This window comes from Methyloversatilis sp. RAC08 (assembly GCF_001713355.1).
Lineage (GTDB): Bacteria > Pseudomonadota > Gammaproteobacteria > Burkholderiales > Rhodocyclaceae > Methyloversatilis.
The window spans coordinates 2,628,464-2,644,860 of sequence record NZ_CP016448.1 but is presented as its reverse complement, the minus strand read 5'-3'; the positions used below and the strand labels follow the sequence as shown (position 1 = coordinate 2,644,860).

The 16,397-nt window shown below is 65.0% G+C and carries 13 protein-coding genes; 11 read left to right on the top strand and 2 right to left on the bottom strand.

Features of this window, described 5'->3' with window-relative positions:
* Window positions 1-75: 75 nt before the first annotated feature.
* Both ppsR and BSY238_RS12220 read right to left on the bottom strand, forming a co-directional pair.
* Entirely contained in the window at window positions 76-1,500 is a 1,425-nt protein-coding gene (gene ppsR, locus BSY238_RS12225; RefSeq protein WP_069039382.1) for a transcriptional regulator PpsR, read from the bottom strand.
* 85 nt (window positions 1,501-1,585) lie between these two features.
* Window positions 1,586-2,359 (bottom strand): cobalamin B12-binding domain-containing protein, encoded by a 774-nt coding sequence (locus BSY238_RS12220; RefSeq protein WP_190295016.1) that lies wholly within the window; start codon window positions 2,357-2,359, stop codon window positions 1,586-1,588.
* Between the two features lie 508 nt (window positions 2,360-2,867).
* On the opposite strand from BSY238_RS12220, the gene bchF reads away from it, so the two are divergent.
* The 11 genes from bchF (at window position 2,868) to acsF (ending at window position 16,395) form a co-directional block, all read left to right on the top strand.
* Window positions 2,868-3,383 (top strand): 2-vinyl bacteriochlorophyllide hydratase, encoded by a 516-nt coding sequence (gene bchF, locus BSY238_RS12215; protein ID WP_069039380.1) that lies wholly within the window; start codon window positions 2,868-2,870, stop codon window positions 3,381-3,383.
* Window positions 3,380-4,663 carry a ferredoxin:protochlorophyllide reductase (ATP-dependent) subunit N gene (locus BSY238_RS12210; RefSeq protein WP_069039379.1) on the top strand — a complete coding sequence of 428 codons (1,284 nt, stop codon included), beginning with the start codon at window positions 3,380-3,382 and terminating at the stop codon, window positions 4,661-4,663. Before bchF ends, BSY238_RS12210 begins: the two co-directional genes overlap by 4 nt.
* A gap of 10 nt (window positions 4,664-4,673) precedes the next feature.
* A complete protein-coding gene (bchB, locus tag BSY238_RS12205; RefSeq protein ID WP_069039378.1) occupies window positions 4,674-6,314 on the top strand; it encodes a ferredoxin:protochlorophyllide reductase (ATP-dependent) subunit B in 1,641 nt (546 codons plus the stop codon).
* A 63-nt stretch (window positions 6,315-6,377) separates the two neighbouring features.
* Window positions 6,378-10,169 carry a magnesium chelatase subunit H gene (locus tag BSY238_RS12200; RefSeq protein ID WP_069039377.1) on the top strand — a complete coding sequence of 1,264 codons (3,792 nt, stop codon included), beginning with the start codon at window positions 6,378-6,380 and terminating at the stop codon, window positions 10,167-10,169.
* Between the two features lie 49 nt (window positions 10,170-10,218).
* Window positions 10,219-11,148 (top strand): ferredoxin:protochlorophyllide reductase (ATP-dependent) iron-sulfur ATP-binding protein, encoded by a 930-nt coding sequence (bchL, locus tag BSY238_RS12195; protein WP_223300118.1) that lies wholly within the window; start codon window positions 10,219-10,221, stop codon window positions 11,146-11,148.
* A gap of 25 nt (window positions 11,149-11,173) precedes the next feature.
* A complete protein-coding gene (bchM, locus tag BSY238_RS12190; protein WP_069039376.1) occupies window positions 11,174-11,872 on the top strand; it encodes a magnesium protoporphyrin IX methyltransferase in 699 nt (232 codons plus the stop codon).
* Window positions 11,869-13,317 (top strand): BCD family MFS transporter, encoded by a 1,449-nt coding sequence (locus BSY238_RS12185; RefSeq protein WP_069039375.1) that lies wholly within the window; start codon window positions 11,869-11,871, stop codon window positions 13,315-13,317. The genes bchM and BSY238_RS12185 overlap by 4 nt, the downstream gene beginning before the upstream one ends.
* A 25-nt stretch (window positions 13,318-13,342) precedes the next feature.
* Window positions 13,343-14,113 carry a photosynthetic reaction center subunit H gene (puhA, locus tag BSY238_RS12180; protein WP_069039374.1) on the top strand — a complete coding sequence of 257 codons (771 nt, stop codon included), beginning with the start codon at window positions 13,343-13,345 and terminating at the stop codon, window positions 14,111-14,113.
* On the top strand, window positions 14,110-14,832 hold the full coding sequence (gene puhB / locus BSY238_RS12175; protein ID WP_083224039.1) for a photosynthetic complex putative assembly protein PuhB: 723 nt from the start codon (window positions 14,110-14,112) through the stop codon (window positions 14,830-14,832). The genes puhA and puhB overlap by 4 nt, the downstream gene beginning before the upstream one ends.
* Window positions 14,833-14,842: 10 nt before the next feature.
* Entirely contained in the window at window positions 14,843-15,322 is a 480-nt protein-coding gene (gene puhC, locus BSY238_RS12170) for a photosynthetic complex assembly protein PuhC (RefSeq protein ID WP_069039373.1), read from the top strand.
* Window positions 15,319-16,395 (top strand): magnesium-protoporphyrin IX monomethyl ester (oxidative) cyclase, encoded by a 1,077-nt coding sequence (gene acsF, locus BSY238_RS12165; RefSeq protein WP_069039372.1) that lies wholly within the window; start codon window positions 15,319-15,321, stop codon window positions 16,393-16,395. Before puhC ends, acsF begins: the two co-directional genes overlap by 4 nt.
* Window positions 16,396-16,397 lie beyond the last annotated feature (2 nt).

Genomic DNA, 16,397 nt, shown 5'->3' with positions numbered 1-16,397 from the left:
CGGGCGCGACGAAGTCCGGAGTGCTCGTGTCGACAGGTCGCGCAGCACGGACCTCCGACCTGCAGTCCACGGACCCTAATCTTCCGTTTCGATGTCTTCGTGCTCGGCGTTGAGATCGCCGATGCTGTAGCGGCGCAGTTTCACGTACAGACTTTGCCGGCTCAGGCCGAGCATTTCAGCCGCCGATGCGCGGTTGTCGTGCGTCAGTTCGAGCGCCGCCTCGATGCACAGCTTCTCGATAAGGTCGGTCGATTCGCGCACCAGCTCCTTCAGCGATACACGGCCGACCAGTCCGGTCAGCTGTTCGACCGACCTGGGCAGTTCGCGACCCAGGCGCGGATCGGCCTCGATCCGCCTGCTGATGCCACGCACCGTGAAGCCAAGACAGGGCGTTTCGCCATGCGGGACCGACACGGCAGAAATCTCGACTTCCACATCCGAACCATGTTCGCCGCGAACCAGGGTGGAAAAAAGCCTGACCGAGCCGTGCTGGCGCAGGTTGACCATCAATACCTTGAAGTCCACGCCGGGGCGACCCAGCCAGCGTTCGAGCGGCTCGCCACGCGCCTGCTCGACCGAAGCCAGCTGGGACAGATCGAGAAAGGCGTGGTTGGCGGTCAGGATGCGGCCCGATTCGTCCGTCAGTACAAAGCCATCCGGGACGTGCTCCATCACGTCCAGCAGGGCCTGATGAAGGCCTGAGGTCGTGTGTTCGACGGCACGTTGCGACAGGCGCACGAGAAAAAGCGCAGCGTTGTCCTGCCTGACCAGCGATGCGGCAACCTGCAGCTCGCGCCCGTCGTCCGCGAGCCGCACGCGAACGTCGTCAGCGCGACCGGCCGCGCGCACACTGGCCAGAAGATCCTGTACCGACTGCATGCCTGCTTCGTCGAAACCTTCCGGGAAGGTGCGACCGACAAGCGCCTTCGGAGACGGACCGAGCAGCCTGAGCGCTGCCGGATTGGCTTCCATGACGCGCTGACTGCCGGCCTCGACGATCAGCACCGCTTCCGAGGTCATCTGGAACAGCAGGCGATAGCGGGTTTCCAGTTGCCGCAGCTTGGCGTAGTCACGCTCGATCGACTGTTGCGCATCGACCAGCCGCTGCTGCAGTGACGACAGGGACCGCAGGTCGCGGCCGAACGCGACAACCCGGCCTTCGTGGCCGACCTTGATGGCCGAATACAGCACCGGCATGTCGATGCCGCCGGACACAGGGTGATTCACGTGCCGCCACTTCTGGGCTGCCTCGGCCGAAGCGTCGATCAGCAGCGCCTCGACCTTGGCGCGACTTTCGACCGTCACGATGTCGGTCCAGCGTCGGCCGACCCAGCCCTCGTACCCATCGGGCACCAGTTCGTCGTTGCCGAAGGCTACATCGCGGATGATGCCCTGCTTGTCCACCACCAGCGCCAGATCCGACGCGGCGGCGATGAGTCTTGCTGTGGAGTTGGCATCGACGCCTCCGAAAGAAAGAAGGGGCGATTCGAACGGCTTCACGTTGGCAGCCCCCCACTTCCCGTCGATTCTGGAAAACTCACTGCGCTCCTGCTCCGATCCCAATCGTTCACCTCGTCAAACCAATTCAGCCCTGCGTACATCGCAGCGGCACCATGGCGTCAGCGCGCCGCACAGCGTCTTTTGCGTCACTTGCGGTCGCGTCCGCACCGACCAGTGACACCCACTCCGGGTGTTCGACAAAGATGGGGCCGCCCACCATAACGATCAGGTCGCGATTGCGGGACGCCAGACGCACGGCCTCGATCAGCCGCTTAAGCGGTTCAATGCGTGCTTCGCTGCCGACCGAAAACCCCAGCACATCGAACCACTCGTTCTGCGCCGCCAGCACCAGATCGAGGCTGCGGCCGGATGCTTCGGCACAGACTTCCCAGCCGCTGTTGCGGAAAAATTCGCCAACCATCAACAGGCCCAGCGTGTGCTGGTCACCCGGTGCTGCCGACAGTAACACCCGACGGCCATTCGGCGCGAACGGGGCATCCGAGCGAAAGCTCGGCCCCAGCTCGTGCACCACCTGCTGAATCCGCCACAGACCGAGCGTGACCTGCGTGAAATCGCACAGGTCAGCTTCCCACAATTCCCCGAGTCGCCGTGCGGCCGGCGCGAGCAACTCAAGGAAAATCGTTTCGGGTGAGGCACCGCGCGCGCGTACCGCCTCTACCCACGTGCGCGCGACGCGCGCGTCCTGCGCGAGAACCAGATTCGCGAACTCGACCACTTCCGGTGACGAAGGCGCCCGCATTTCACAGGTGACCTGTGCTGCCGACGGGTCGGCGCCACCGTGCGCGAGCATGAGGCGCGGGATGATTTCGGCTTCGATGGTACGGGCAAGATCACCCATCCAGTCGTCCGCCGGGAACACAAGTTCCCCGCCGTTGTGATTGCCTGATTGCGGATGGCTTCGCTGAAGTGCATCCGTGTCGGACCAGTACTCTCCTGTCGTGCGCGCCTTGCCGGCGTCTTCCTGCGCTCTTCCGGCCATCTCTCGTCCTTTGGTGTTTGTGTGTGCCGGCTCCGACTCAGGCTTCCCGCGGCACTGCTGGGAAGCAAGGAACGGCCGTGCTTTTTATGACTTCGTACAGCGCTTACCCCAGCGCGCAGCCCATAAAGGCACCAATCACAAGAGCAACCAGCTTATAGAGATAGTTCGCAGCGAGGGCAACTGTCAAGTTTACTTGTCAGTATCGAGAGCCATCAACGCTTTGCGGCGACCACGCACTTCCCGTGATGACAACTTAGCTGCAGGGCTCTACGCATGTCAACCATGATGTACGTCAATTTATATTGACACTCTGTCTCCAGACGTCTAGATTTTCAGTCAAAGAAGAAAGACCAAGGAGACGTTACCGATGCACCCGCAGCAGGCCAGACCGCAGCCTCCGCTTTACACGGCAGAAGAACGCCGCCGCCGCGATGCATCGCCCTGGACCATGCTCCAGGGCGTGCTGGCGCCGGTGCAGTTCATTGCCTTTCTGATCAGCCTGGTGCTGGTGCTGCGTTTCCTGATGACCGGCGAGGGGCTGCAGGCGGCGACGGTTTCCGTGGTGATCAAGACGGTGCTGCTGTACACGATCATGGTCACCGGATCGATCTGGGAAAAAGAAGTGTTCGGCGTCTGGCTGTTCGCCCGCCCGTTCTTCTGGGAAGACGTATTCAGCTTTGCGGTGCTGGCCCTGCATACCTGGTACCTGATCGCACTGGCGACCGACAGCCTCGGCCCGAACGGCCTGATGTGGCTCGCCCTCGCCGCCTATTTCACATACGTCATCAACGCCGGCCAGTTCATCCTGAAACTGCGTGCCGCACGTCTGCAGCAGTCGTCTGCGGCGGCCTTCGGCGATGACCAGCTGGTGCCCTGCAAATGAGCAACCTCCAGGATATTCCGGTCGTACTCAGCCAGCGGACCGGCACCGACCTGCCCGTGCTGCGCGAACGCGGTCAGCGCGAAGTGTTCTGCGGGCTGACCGGCATCGTGTGGCTGCACCGCAAGCTGCAGGACGCCTTCTTTCTCGTCGTCGGCTCGCGCACCTGCGCCCATCTGGTGCAGTCGGCTGCCGGCGTGATGATCTTCGCCGAACCCCGCTTCGGCACCGCCATCCTGACCGACCGCGACCTCGCCGGCATCGCCGACGCCAACGACGAACTCGACCGGGTGTGCATATCGCTGCTGGAACGCCGGCCGGAGATCAAGGCGCTGTTCCTGGTCGGCTCCTGCCCGTCGGAAGTCATCAAGCTGGATCTGGCGCGCGCAGCGGAACGCCTGAACGAGCGGCTGCTGCCGCAGGTGCGGGTGCTCAGCTACTCGGGTTCGGGCATCGAAACCACCTTCACGCAGGGCGAAGACAATGCGTTGAAGGCCTTCGTGCCAATCATGCCGCAGACCGACGCCCGCCAGTTGCTGGTCGTCGGTTGCCTGCCGGACGTGGTGGAGGACCAGTTCCGCCGCCAGTTCGAACAGCTGGGCATCGGTCCGGTGAATTTCTTCCCCGGCCGTCGCGCCCAAGATGTGCCGTCGATCGGCCCGAATACGCAGCTGCTGCTGGCCCAGCCGTTCAACGGCGAAACCGTACGCGCGCTCACCGCGCGCGGCGCCACCGTGCTGGCTGCACCCTATCCGTTCGGCGTCGAAGGCACGACGGCATGGCTGCGCGCAGCCGCCCGTGCCTGGCAGACGCCCGACGCGCAGTTCGATGCCGTCACAGCGCCGCTGATCAAGCGCGCCACGGCCGCGCTCGAACGTTACCGGACCAAGCTGGCAGGCAAGCGCCTGTTCATGCTGCCGGATTCACAACTTGAAATTCCGCTCGCGCGCTTCCTGAATCGCGAAATGGGCATGGCACTGGTCGAGGTCGGCACGCCTTACCTCGACCGCCAGATGGTCAGCGAGGAACTGGCGCTGCTGCCGCCGGACGTCGTGCTCAGTGAGGGTCAGCACCTGGAACGCCAGCTCGACCGCGTGCGCGCCGCCCGCCCCGACCTGACGGTGTGCGGGCTTGGCCTCGCCAATCCGCTGGAAGCCGAAGGCCTGGCCACCAAATGGTCGATCGAACTGGTGTTTTCGCCGATCCACGGCTACGACCAGGCCGCCGATCTGGCCGAACTGTTTGTACGCCCGCTCGCTCGCCGCGAGCGGCTGGCGGTCTGAGGAGCAACCGATGCAACTGACCTTGTGGACCTACGAAGGACCGCCTCACGTGGGCGCCATGCGCATCGCCACCTCGATGCGCGACGTGCATTACGTGCTGCACGCCCCGCAGGGCGACACCTACGCCGACCTGCTGTTCACAATGATCGAGCGTCAGGACCGCCGCCCGCCGGTGACCTACACCACCTTCCAGGCGCGTGATCTGGGCGGCAGCACGGCCGATCTGGTCAAGACCGCCGTTGCGGAAGCGTATGAACGCTTCAAACCCAAGGCGCTGCTGGTCGGTGAGTCATGCACTGCGGAACTGATTCAGGATCAATCCGGCTCGCTGGCCTGCGGCATGAACCTGCCGATCCCGGTCATCCCGCTCGAACTGCCGTCATATTCGAAGAAGGAAAACTGGGGCGCAGCCGAAACCTTCTATCACGTGGTCCGCGCGCTGCTCGCCGATCAGGTGCCGCCGCCGGGTACGCCGCTTCCGGCACGCGCCGAAGGTCGCCGCCCGCGCGCAAACCTGCTCGGCCCGACGGTGCTCGGCTTCCGCTGCCGCGACGACGTGCAGGAAATCCGCCGTCTGCTCGACCTGCTGGGCATCGACGTCAATGTCATCGCGCCACTCGGTGCATCGCCGGACGACATCCGGCGCCTGCCCGAAGCCGACTTCAACATCGACCTCTACCCCGAAGTGTCGCGCACGACGGCTTCGTGGCTGCAGCGCAATTTCGGCATGCCGGCCACCCGCGCCATTCCGATGGGCGTCGGCGCCACGCGCGACTTCATCGCCGAAGTCGCGCAACTGGCGGGCATAGACGCATCGGCCTTGCTGGCTGCCGAACAGCCTGGCGTTGCCGGCTTTTCATCCTCGCTGTCGCGCATGCCCTGGTATGCACGCTCGGTCGATTCGACCTACCTGACCGGCAAGCGCGTGTTCATCTTCGGCGATGCCACACACGCCATCGCCGCCGCACGCATCGCCAAGGAAGAAATGGGCTTCACGGTCGTCGGCCTGGGCACCTACAGCCGCGAATTCGCACGCGACGTGCGCGATGCCGCGAAACTCTACGATGTCGAAGCGCTGATCAGCGATGACTACCTGGAAGTGGAACAGGCCATCGGTGCCGCGGCACCGGAACTGGTGCTCGGCACCCAGATGGAACGCCACATCGCCAAACGCCTCGGCGTGGCGTGCGCGGTAATTTCGATCCCGATCCACGTGCAGGACGTACCGGCGCGCTACAGCCCGGTGTACGGCTTCGAAGGCGCCAACGTCATTTTCGACACCTGGGTCCATCCGCTGGTGATGGGTCTTGAAGAGCATCTGCTGCAGATGTTCCGCGATGACTTCGAGTTCCACGACGATGCCGCGGCGTCCCATCTGCCGGCCGTCGCCCGCGATGCACGGCACGCGGCAGCACCTGATGCCGTCGCCCCCGTCGAACCGGTTGCGGCTGCGGTTGCGACACCCGAACCCGTCATCGCCGCCTCGGGCGAGCCGATCTGGAGTGAGGACGGGGAACGCGAGCTGAAAAAGATTCCTTTCTTCGTGCGCGGCAAGGCCAAACGCAATACCGAAGCCTTCGCACGCGAACACGGGCTGGCAACGATCACGGTGGAGACGCTCTACGATGCCAAAGCTCACTATGGACGCTGAATTCGTGTCCGCCGCACGCCACGACAGGGTGATCGAAGCATGACCTCCATCGGACTTCCCTCGATGCTGAGAAAGCGTGCCGTAGACACGAGCGCGGCTTCGGCGATCACCCATCAGCCCGTCAGCATCGTTATCGTCACGATGGACACCCATCTTGCGAGCGCGGTCGAACGCGCCCGGCCGCGCCTGTCGCGCGAGTTTCCGGGTCTGACCGTGAGCCTGCACGCCGCATCGGAATACGCCGGCAACGAGTCGGCGATCGCCCGCGTCAAGGCAGACATCGCCAGCGCGGACATCATTGTCTGCGGCATGCTGTTCCTGGAAGATCACTTCCTGCCCATCCTCGACGACCTGCGCGCGCGCCGCGACAACTGCGACGCCATGATCTGCATGGCGTCGGCCAGCGAAGTCGTGAAGCTGACCCGCCTCGGCCAGTTCGACATGGACAAGCCGGCCAGCGGCCCGATGGCGCTGCTCAAGCGGCTGCGCGGCAACAAGAGCAAGACCGCCACCGGCGGTGCGGCCCAGATGAAGACGCTGCGCCGCATTCCGCAGATGCTGCGCTTCATTCCCGGCACCGCGCAGGACGTGCGCGCCTACTTCGTCACGCTGCAATACTGGCTCGGCGGCTCGGACGAGAACGTACTGAACCTGCTGCGCCACGTCGTCGACCGCGGAGCCGACGGCCCGCGCAAGGAGCTGCGCGGCAAGATCAAGGTGCAGCCGCCGATCGAATACCCGGAAGTCGGCGTCTATCACCCGCGCATGCCGGGTCGCTTTGCCTACGAGGCGTCCGCGCTGCCCGACCCGATCGGTCGCGAGCTGCGCGGCACGGTCGGCGTGCTCGTGCTGCGCTCCTACCTGCTGTCGGGCAATGCCGGTCACTACGACGGCGTGATCGCCGCGCTCGAAGCACGCGGCCTGCGCGTCGTACCGGCCTTCGCCGCCGGGCTCGATTCGCGTCCGGCCATCGACCAGTTCTTCCTGAAGGACGGCCACAGCATCGTCGATGCGGTCGTGTCGCTGACCGGCTTCTCGCTGGTCGGCGGCCCCGCCTACAACGATGCCAAGGCGGCCGAGGAAATTCTCGCGCAGCTTGACGTGCCGTATGTCGCGGCGCACCCGGTCGAGTTCCAGACACTGGATCAGTGGGGCGAGTCGGATCGTGGCCTGCTGCCGGTCGAAAGCACCATCATGGTCGCCATCCCGGAACTCGACGGCGCGACCAGCCCGATGGTGTTCGGCGGCCGCCCGGGCGCGCCCGGCGTCACCTGCGCCGGCTGCCATCACGCCTGCACCTTCACCGCGGCGGACAACAAGCAGGACATGCACAGCTGCCCCGAGCGCGCCCAGACACTGGCCGCGCGGGTCGACAAGCTGGTGGCGCTCAAGCGCAGCGAGCGCGCCCACCGCAAGGTCGCCATCGTCATCTTCAACTTCCCGCCGAATGCGGGAAGTGTCGGCACCGCCGCCTATCTGTCGGTGTTCGAATCGATGTTCCACACCCTGACCGGGATGAAGCAGCAGGGGTATCAGGTCGACCTGCCCGACAGCATCGATGCGCTGCGCGACGGCGTGCTGTTCGGCAACGCATCGAAGTACGGTGCAGACGCCAATGTGCATACGCTCATCAGCGCCGAAGACCACGTGCGGCGCGAACCGTGGCTGAAGGAAATCGAGGCGCAGTGGGGCCCGGCACCCGGCAAGCAACTGAGCAACGGCAGTTCCATCCTGGTGCTGGGCAAGCAGTTCGGCAACATCCTGATCGCGGTGCAGCCGGCTTTCGGTTACGAAGGTGACCCGATGCGACTGCTGTTCGAAAAGGGTCTGACGCCAACGCACGCCTTCTCGGCGTTCTACCGCTACCTGCGGGAAGACTTCAAGGCACACGCCGTGCTGCACTTTGGCACCCATGGTGCACTCGAATTCATGCCGGGCAAGCAGAGCGGCATGGGCGGCAACTGCTGGCCGGACCGGCTGATCGGCGACATGCCGAACGTCTATCTGTATGCCTCCAACAATCCGTCGGAAGGCGCGATCGCCAAGCGCCGCTGCGGCGCCACGCTGATCAGCTACCTCACGCCGCCGATCGCACAGGCCGGGCTGTACAAGGGCCTGAACGAACTGAAGATGTCGATCGAGCGCTGGCGCACGATGGAACCGGAATCGCCGGAGCGCGCTGACCTCGCAGTCGTGCTGCAGGCGCAGGCCTCCGCACTCGATCTCACCGCCGCCGAGCCGCTGTGGGACATTTCGCCCGCCGGCGGTACCGACGCCCGCGTGATGAAGCTGGCCGAGCAGATGCTCGAGCTGGAATACACGCTCATCCCGCACGGCCTTCACGTGGCCGGGCGCGCACCGTCGGAAGCGGAACGCGTCGACATGCTGCTGTCGATGGCCGATGCCTCGCACGGACAGCAGCTGGAACGCACCGCGATCGAGGCACTGGTGGCAGGCCTGAGCATCGACCGCGTGCTCAAGCTGTCAGGACTGCCGCGCGACGACAGCACGGTCGAACTGTTCAACGAACTTGTCGACATCAACGGCAAGCTGGCCGAAGACACCGAAGTGGCTGCGATGCTGCAGGCGCTCGACGGGCGCTACATCCGTCCCGCACCGGGCGGAGACATCCTGCGCACGCCGGCCGTGCTGCCGACCGGCCGCAACATTCACGGCTTCGACCCGTTCCGCATCCCGAGCGCCTTCGCGGTGAAGGACGGTGCCGCCCAGGCGCAGCGCCTGCTCGACCGCTACACCGAAGATGGCTTCCCGCTGCCGGAATCGATCGCCATGGTCATGTGGGGCAGCGACAACCTGAAGAACGAGGGCGCGCCGATCGCCCAGGCACTCGCCCTGATGGGTGCGTTGCCGCGCTTCGACAGCTACGGCCGCATCGCCGGTGCCACGCTGATCCCGCTGGAAGAACTGGGGCGCCCGCGCGTCGATGTGGTGATCACGCTGTCCGGCATCTTCCGCGACCTGATGCCGCTGCAGATCAAGCTGCTGGCCGAAGCGGCATGGCTTGCCGCCGCCGCCGACGAGCCGCTGGAGATGAACTGGATCCGCCGGCACGCGCTGGCGTATCAGCAGGAACACGGCTGCACGCTGGAGATCGCCGCGCTGCGCGTCTATGGCAATGCCGAAGGCGCCTACGGCTCGAACGTGAACAACCTGGTGGAAAGCAGCCGCTGGTCGGACGAAGACGAGATCGCCGAAACCTACACGCGCCGCAAGGGCTTCGCCTACGGCCGCACCGGCCGCGCCTCGCAGCAGACCGCACTGCTGCAGAGCGCGCTCGCCAATGTGCAGCTGACCTACCAGAATCTCGATTCGGTCGAACTCGGCGTCACCACGGTCGACAACTACTTCGACACGCTGGGCGGCATCACGCAGGCGGTCAAGGTGGCGCGCAACGGCCATACGCCGCCGGTCTACATCGGCGACCAGACCAAGGGTGACGGCGCCGTGCGCTCGCTGCAGGAGCAGGTGGCGCTGGAAACACGCACCCGCATGCTCAACCCGAAGTGGTACGAGGGCATGCTCGCGCACGGCTACGAAGGCGTGCGCCAGATCGAAACCCACATCACCAACACCATGGGCTGGTCGGCCACGACGGGTCAGGTTGCCCCGTGGGTCTATCAGCAACTGACACAGACCTTCGTGCTCGACGACGGCATGCGCAACCGGCTCGCCAGCCTGAATCCGACCGCTGCCGCCAAGCTCGCCAATCGCCTGATCGAAGCCCACGACCGCGACTACTGGCAACCCGACGCGGCCATGCTGGCCAAGCTGCGGGCAGCTGGCGAAGAACTGGAAGACCGCCTGGAGGGCGTATTCCAGCCCATAGGCGCATGAAGATGCATACACCCCCGTCCGCCCGTGCGGACACACCCGAGGTCTCAGAGTGAACACAGTCACCACCACCCACGTCCCGCTGTCTGCGCTGAAGACGCGCAACCCGGGCTCGTCGCGCAATGACGGAGAGGGCAGCGTGCAGGTCCACCTCGACCCTTCGCTGAAGCTCGGTACCGCAAAGGTTTTCGCGGTGTACGGCAAGGGCGGCATCGGCAAGAGCACGACGTCATCCAATCTGTCGGTCGCCTTTTCCAAGCTCGGCAAGCGCGTGCTGCAGATCGGCTGCGACCCGAAGCACGATTCGACCTTCACCCTGACCAAGTGTCTGGTGCCGACGGTGATCGACATCCTCGAAACGGTCGACTTCCATTCGGAAGAACTGCGCACCGAAGACTTCGTGTTCCCCGGCTACAACGGCGTGATGTGCGTCGAGGCAGGCGGCCCGCCTGCCGGTACCGGCTGCGGCGGCTATGTGGTCGGCCAGACGGTCAAGCTGCTGAAGGAACATCACCTGCTCGAAGACACCGACGTGGTCATCTTCGACGTGCTGGGCGACGTGGTGTGCGGCGGCTTCGCTGCCCCGCTGCAGCATGCCGATCGTGCCCTCATCGTCACCGCCAACGACTTCGATTCCATCTTCGCGATGAACCGCATCGTGGCCGCCATCCAGGCCAAGTCGAAGAACTACAAGGTGCGTCTGGGCGGCGTCATTGCAAACCGCAGCGCCGCCACCGACCAGATCGACCGTTTCAACGAACGGGTCGGCCTGAAGACGATGGCGCAGTTCCGCGACCTCGACGTCATCCGCCGCAGTCGCCTGAAGAAATCGACGCTGTTCGAAATGGACGACAGCCCGGAAGTGCTCGAAGTGCAGCAGGAGTATCTGCGGCTGGCCGCCTCGCTGTGGGCCGGCACCGATCCGCTGATCGCGGAGCCGATGAAGGACCGCGACATTTTCGACCTGCTCGGTTTTGACTGAGTTTTCGAACGGGACCGATGACACCATGAACAGCTCATACATTGATCGCCGCGGCCAGATCCAGACCTACTTCGACCGCACCGCAGTCGACGCCTGGAAACGTCTGACCTCGGACGCGCCGGTGGGCCGCGTGCGGGCAACGGTACGCGCCGGACGCGACCGCATGCGCGCAACACTGCTCGACTGGCTGCCGCAGGATCTGCGTGGCCGCAAGGTGCTGGACGCCGGCTGCGGCACCGGTGCACTGGCGGTCGAGGCGGCACGGCGCGGCGCGCATGTGGTGGCCATCGACCTGTCGCCCACGCTGGTGCAGCTGGCGCGCGAACGCATGCCTGAAGACCTCAACGGTGGCGAGATCGACTTCCGTTCGGGCGACATGCTGGACCCGGCGCTGGGCTGGTTCGACCACGTGGTCGCGATGGATTCGCTGATCCACTACCGGGCCGACGACGCCGTGCGCGTGCTGTCCGGGCTCGCTGCGCGCACCGAACATTCGATCCAGTTCACCTTTCCGCCGAGCACGCATGCGCTCGAAGCGATGCGCTTCATCGGCAAGTTCTTCCCGCGCGGTGATCGCGCACCATCGATCGAACCGGTGCGCGAAACGCTGCTGCACCGGCTGATCGACGAAGAGCCGGCACTCGACTGCATGGCCATCGGCCGTTCGCAGCACGTGTCGAGCGGCTTCTACAAATCGAAGGCGCTGGAGCTGTGCCGCAGATGAAAACGCTGTCCGCCCGCTCGCTCAACGACCGCGCTGCAAAGCTGTGGACGGGGGTGGGCACGCGCTTCTTGCCGTTCGCCGATGTGGCGACCGCAGAGCTGCCGCTCGGGCGTCTGCTGCGTCTGTCGCTGTTCCAGGTGTCGGTCGGCATGGCCACCGTGCTGCTGATCGGCACGCTGAACCGCGTGATGATCGTCGAGATGGGCATGGCCGCCTGGCTGGTCGCGCTGATGGTGGCGCTGCCGCTGCTGTTCGCCCCCTTCCGTGCGCTGATCGGCTACCGCTCGGACACGCATCGTTCAGTGCTGGGCTGGAAGCGCGTGCCCTATATCTGGATGGGTTCGCTGATCCAGTTCGGCGGTCTGGCCATCATGCCGTTCTCGCTCATCCTGCTGTCCGGCGATACCCAGGGGCCGGCATGGATCGGTCAGGCCGGCGCCGCACTGGCCTTCCTGATGGTCGGTGCCGGCATGCAGACCGCGCAGACCGCAGGTCTTGCACTGGCCACCGACCTCGCTGCGCCGGCGAACCGGCCGCGTGTGGTGGCCATGATGTACCTGATGCTGCTGGTCGGCATGGTGGTCAGCGGCATCGTGTTCGGCCTGCTGCTGGCCGACTTCACGCAGCTGAAACTGATCCAGGTAGTGCAGGGTTCGGCCATGCTCACGATGGTGCTGAACGTCATCGCGCTGTGGAAGCAGGAACCGCGCGGCATGCGCACACAGGCGCAGCAGACGCCGCGACTGCCGTTCCGCGACGTATGGCGCAGCTTTTCGCAGCATGCCCGCGCCACGCGCTACCTGTGCGCGGTCGGCCTGGGCAGCGCGGCCTTCAGCATGCAGGACATCATTCTCGAACCCTACGGCGGCGAAATCCTCGGCATGGGCGTCGGTGCCACCACGTCGCTGACCGCCATGATGGCGCTCGGCGCGATCGCTGCCTTTGCACTGGCCGCGCGCGTGCTGGCGCGCGGCTTCGATCCCTACCGGCTGGCGGCACTTGGCGCGCTCACCGGCATCATCGCCTTTTCGGCCGTCGTGTTCGCCGAACCGCTGCATTCGGTGCCGCTGTTCCGCGTCGGCGTGGCGCTGATCGGCTTCGGCGGCGGGCTGTTCTCGGTCGGCACGCTGACTGCCGCCATGGGGCTGGAAAGTGGCGGCCTGCACGGGCTCGCACTCGGCGCCTGGGGCGCCGTGCATGCCACCAGTACCGGTCTGGCAATTGCACTGGGCGGCGCACTGCGCGACGTCGTATCGGGACTGGCCACGTCGGGCGCGCTCGGTTCCGCGCTGAGCAGTCCGGCGACCGGCTACAGCTTCGTTTACCACTGCGAGATTTACATGTTGTTCGCAAGCCTGATCGCGATCGGCCCTCTGGTCCGCTCTGCGCATCATTCATCCACACCAAGCAGCACGAAGTTCGGACTGGCCGAGTTTCCCGGCTAATCGTCATTCCAAGAGGGAGATCAAAATGGGTACTGGTGCCATCACTGCATACATCGACGTCGCGCAGATCACGCTCTACGTGTTCTGGGCCTTTTTCGCCGGCCTGATCTATTACCTGCACCAGGAGAGCAAGCGGGAAGGCTACCCGCTTGAATCCGATCGTTCGGGCAGCATCAAGGTGCAGGGCTTCCCGGCGATTCCGGATCCGAAGACCTACAAGCTGCAGGATGGCCGTACCGTCACCGCCCCGAACTTCGCCGTGTCACCGCAGACGCTGAAGGCGGTGCCGAGTGCCAAGTTCCCGGGTGCGCCGCTGAATCCGACCGGCAATCCGATGCTCGATGGCGTCGGGCCGGGTGCGTATGCAGACCGGGCCGACATTCCTGACGTGACCTACGACGGTCGCCTGCGCATCGTGCCGCTGCGTGCCGACACCGCCTACGGCGTCGCGCATCAGGACACCGATCCGCGCGGCCTCCCGGTGGTCGGTGCCGACGGCAAGGTGGGCGGCGTGGTGCGCGACCTGTGGGTCGACCGTTCGGAAGCGATGTTCCGTTACCTCGAACTTGACGTGCCGGTCGGAGGAGGCACGCGTCGCGTGATGCTGCCGATGAACTTCAGCCGCATCGGCGCCCGCCAGGTCAAGGTGGCGTCCATCCTGGGTCACCAGTTCTCCAGCGTGCCCAGTCTTGCATCGCCCGATCAGATCACCTTCCTCGAGGAAGAAAAGGTCATGGCCTACTACGGCGGCGGCACGCTTTACGCCGAAGCCAGCCGCAAGGAGCCCTGGCTGTGAGCACGCTCAAGGCCGTGCCCAACACCGGGCACGAACACGAGTTCGAACCGCAGCTCGGGCTGCCGGAACGGCTGCCGCAGGATGAACGGGTGCTGTGGCAGGGCGCGCCGGACTGGAAGCGCATGGCGCGCGAGCGCTTCCATCTGCCGGCGCTCACCGGCTACTTCACCGCCATCCTGATCCTGCGAGCCGGCTTCATCCTGTCCGGCGAAGGCAGTGTCGGCGATGCGGTGATGGCCGTCGTCATGCTGCTGCCGCTGGTGGTGTTCGCGCTCGGTTCGCTGGCGCTGCTGGCCTGGCTGTCGGCGCGCACCACCGTCTACACGATCACCGACAAGCGCGTCGTGATGCGCGTGGGCATCGTGCTGAGCCTCACGTTCAACCTGCCGCTGCGGCGCATCGAATCGGCCGGGCTCAAGCTGCACAAGGACGGTCACGGCAACATTCCGCTGACCCTCGGCGGCAGCGAACGCATCGCAGTGCTGCACCTGTGGCCGCATGCCCGTCCGTGGCGGGTGACGAAGCCGGAACCCATGCTGTGCTGTGTGCCGGACGCCGCCCATGTGGCTCAGGTGCTGCAAACTGCATGGATGGCTGCTGCCGGCGAAGTGGCTGCATCAGCGGCATCGGCCGCGTCGCCGGTACGTGGCGCGAGCAGCGAAGCGACGCAGCCTGCACGCAGCCTGAACGGCAGCACCCCGCAACTCGCGATCGACTGAGGTCAGGATCATGGAAGCCCAAGTTGTCTCGCATCACCCGCTGTCACGCGGCCCGCTCATCGCCATCGGCGCCATGCTGCTGGTCGTGCTGCTGGCAGTCACCACGGTCAGGCTGTCGGGCATGAACATCAGCGTGCCCGATGCCGCCGCCGTGGCAACACGCGATCTGCGCTTCGAGGACAGGCCCGACGGCAGCATTGCCGTCATCGATGCCCGAAGCGGCGCCGAGCTCGAATCCATCGTCGGTGAGCAGGGCTTCATCCGCGGCACGCTGCGCGGGCTCGCACGCGAGCGCAAGCGTCAGGGCATCGGTGCAGACGTGGCCTTCCAGCTGATCGGGCGTGCCGATGGCCGACTGACCCTGATCGATCCCGCCACCAGCCGTCGCGTCGACCTCGATTCGTTCGGCCCGACCAATGCCGGCGCCTTCGTCAAGCTGCTCGACGTTGCCCGGTCGCCCGAAATGCACGCCTCAGGAGCCTCGCAATGACCACCGCCACCCACACCCCAGCCGCGGCTGCCGTATCCGAGGAATCCACCGCCAAGGCGCGCGTGAGCACCATGCTCAGCCCGCGCTTCTACACGACGGACTTCGCGGCGATGGAACGCATCGACGTCAGTCCGGTACGCGCGGAATGGGACGTGATGATGGCCGAGTATGAAGGCGACAACAATCACGACCACTTCCAGCGCACGGAAGATTTCGGAGAGCAGATCAAGCAGCTGCCGCCTGAACTGCACCAGGAATTCATGGACTTCCTGATCAGCTCGATCACGTCGGAGTTCTCCGGCTGCGTGCTGTACAACGAAATCAAGAAGAACATCGAAAATCCGGACATCAAGGAATTGATGTCCTACATGGCACGTGACGAAGCCCGGCATGCCAACTTCCTGAACATGTCGCTGAAGGACTACGGCCTGGGTGTCGATCTGGGCGGCCTGAAGCGCACGAAGAAGTACACCTACTTCAAGCCGAAATACATCTTCTACGCGACCTATCTGTCGGAGAAGATCGGCTATGCCCGCTACATCACGATCTACCGCCAGCTGGAACGTCACCCGGAACTGCGCTTCCACCCGATCTTCCGGTGGTTCGAGCGCTGGTGCAACGACGAATTCCGCCACGGCGAATCGTTCGCGCTTATCATGCGCGCCAATCCGCACCTGCTGCGCGGCGGCAATCTGCTGTGGGTCAGGTTCTTCCTGCTCGCCGTGTATGCCACGATGTACGTACGCGATCACATGCGGCCGCAACTGCATCAGGCCATGGGTCTGGATGCCGACAACTATGATTACGAAGTTTTCCGCATCACGTCGGAAATTTCCAAACAGGTCTTCCCGCTGACGCTGGATACCGACAGCGCCGTGTTCCGCGCCGGTTTCGAGCGTCTGTTCGCGCTGGCCCAGGCGAACGAGCGCGCCAAGGCACAGGGCGGCGTGATCGGACTGGTCAAGCGCGGCGCCTGCGCAGTGGCGGCTTTCGGTACCTTTGCCCGGCTCTACCTGCACCCGGTGAAGCGCAACGACATTCCCCAATCCGTGCGCATGCAACCGGCCTGGTGATG

What these genes read in the sequence shown, in the direction of transcription:
- BSY238_RS12220 (WP_190295016.1), bottom strand. Translation starts at nt 2,359, where the DNA reads ATGGGTGATCTTGCCCGTACCATCGAAGCCGAAATCATCCCGCGCCTC.
- bchF (WP_069039380.1), top strand. Translation starts at nt 2,868, where the DNA reads ATGCACCCGCAGCAGGCCAGACCGCAGCCTCCGCTTTACACGGCAGAA.
- BSY238_RS12210 (WP_069039379.1), top strand. Translation starts at nt 3,380, where the DNA reads ATGAGCAACCTCCAGGATATTCCGGTCGTACTCAGCCAGCGGACCGGC.
- bchB (WP_069039378.1), top strand. Translation starts at nt 4,674, where the DNA reads ATGCAACTGACCTTGTGGACCTACGAAGGACCGCCTCACGTGGGCGCC.
- BSY238_RS12200 (WP_069039377.1), top strand. Translation starts at nt 6,378, where the DNA reads ATGCTGAGAAAGCGTGCCGTAGACACGAGCGCGGCTTCGGCGATCACC.
- bchM (WP_069039376.1), top strand. Translation starts at nt 11,174, where the DNA reads ATGAACAGCTCATACATTGATCGCCGCGGCCAGATCCAGACCTACTTC.
- BSY238_RS12185 (WP_069039375.1), top strand. Translation starts at nt 11,869, where the DNA reads ATGAAAACGCTGTCCGCCCGCTCGCTCAACGACCGCGCTGCAAAGCTG.
- puhA (WP_069039374.1), top strand. Translation starts at nt 13,343, where the DNA reads ATGGGTACTGGTGCCATCACTGCATACATCGACGTCGCGCAGATCACG.
- puhC (WP_069039373.1), top strand. Translation starts at nt 14,843, where the DNA reads ATGGAAGCCCAAGTTGTCTCGCATCACCCGCTGTCACGCGGCCCGCTC.
- acsF (WP_069039372.1), top strand. Translation starts at nt 15,319, where the DNA reads ATGACCACCGCCACCCACACCCCAGCCGCGGCTGCCGTATCCGAGGAA.